Genomic DNA, 1,826 nt, shown 5'->3' on the forward strand with positions numbered 1-1,826 from the left:
TTCCGGGCGGTGCTTTCGGTGATGTTCCGTGAACTTCCTGACACGGTCCGCTGCATCTGCGTCTCGCGCACGCTGCCCCACAACGAACTGGGCGACCTCGTTCTCAAGGGCCAAGTGGCCGTCGTCGACAGGTGGGCGCTCGAATTCTCAACATCGGAAGCACGCGATTTCGTCAAGCTGCGGTCGAGGAACGGCGCCGTTCCAGTCGATGTCGAAGCGGCGCGCGGCTGGGCGATCGGGCTGGTTCTCCTCGCCGATCACGGCTCGGCGGTCGGCCCTGATGACACGACCGGGACAGCACCCGGCGGGCAGAATGCCCTGTCGGACGTTCTCGGCCGCCATTTCTTCCTTTCCCTTCCCGCCGCCGACCAGGACATGCTGCTGAAACTCAATCTGCTGCCCGAAATCAGCGCCGAACTGGCGGACGTGATGATCGGGTCGAGCGAAGCGGGCAAGCTGCTCGACAGGCTCTACAGGCGGCAGTTGCTGGTCACGCGAACGGAAAACAGCCGCGACGTTTTCCACCTGCACGACCTCTTGCGGGATTTCCTCGACCGACGCTTCGCGCAGCGTGTGACGGCAGAAGAGCAGAAGTCGCTCAAACAAAGGGCGGCGAAGGTGCTCGCCGACGCCGGTCGTCATGACGAAGCCATACACCTCGCCTTGCAGGCAGAGGATTGGGACCAGGCGAGCGGGCTCATGCTGAGCCGGGCGGAGACCGTGCTGGCGCAGGGACATCGAACGACCTTCATCGAATGGGCCGGCCGGTTGCCGGAAGCGTTCATGAACGGCTGGCATTTCTATTGGCTGGGCGTGGCCCACATGCCGAACGACGCCGCGGCAGAGCACTGGCTGTCGAAGGCATGGCATGCCTTTGGCGCGGCCGACGATCTGCGCGGTCTGTGTCTTGCGGTGTCGCGCGCGGTTCTGGTCAAGACGGACAGTTGGCGCACCTATGAGGGTCTTTCGGCCTGGACCCGCCGGGCGTTCGAGATCATCGAGCGCGGCCTGCCGGAACTGCCTTCCGAGGAAGCGATGCTGGTGCGCATCGGCATGGTGCGGGCGCTGAACTTCGGCGACGACTACTACCGCAACAGCCCGGCCGGGCAAGCGCTGGAAACCGAACTGCTGGAGCGGCTGACCCGGAATCCCGAGCACGACCCAAGCGGATTGCGTCTGCTTGCCAGCGAAACGCTGATCGAGCATTCGGTATCGGTCATGCGGGCCGATCTGTTCACCAAGGCCGTCGACAGCGTTGTCGAGGATTTGAGCGACAAGGAGGTGCTGCCTTGGGTGCTCGGCATGTGGCTGGTTGAGTTTGGCGCCAAGAGTGGCCGTTACTTCCCGTATAAGAGACGGGGTTTTCCCTACCCGTCGGCCGAAGCGGCGTTGCGGGAGGCGATCGCCATCGGTGAGCGCGAGTCGCTCAAGGGTGTGGAGTTCGGTGGCCTGTATCATCTTCAGATGCAGATGAAGTTCCGCAACGACTTTGCCGAGCTCGACCAGGTGGTCGAGCGCCTGGCCGAGATCGCCGACAGCCGTTTCAGCACACAGGTCGCCATCGTCGCCAATTGCTATGCCGCGCTTCATGCCAGGCAAGCCGATTTCGCGGCTGCCTATGAGGATTGCGAGCGCTTCATGGCGGCGAGCGAGGCCGCCAACGAGCCGATGGTCGAGCGCTGGGCGCACTGCATCACGAAGTTCCAGGTGCTGCTCGCCGACAGGAAGCCGCGCGAAGCCGCAGCGCTGCTCAGCGACCTGCTGCCGCGGCTGGATGGCGGCGCTCGCAAACGGACCGAGATATGCATTCTTGCAGCGGCCGCGCT

1 protein-coding gene is annotated in these 1,826 nt (G+C 64.1%); it reads left to right on the top strand.

Features of this window, described 5'->3' with window-relative positions; genetic code table 11:
- Positions 1–1,826: winged helix-turn-helix domain-containing protein (locus tag AC0L2V_RS32140; protein ID WP_473522182.1), on the top strand; the 1,826-nt coding region annotated here is incomplete at both ends.

This window comes from Mesorhizobium sp. WSM4814, assembly GCF_055811595.1.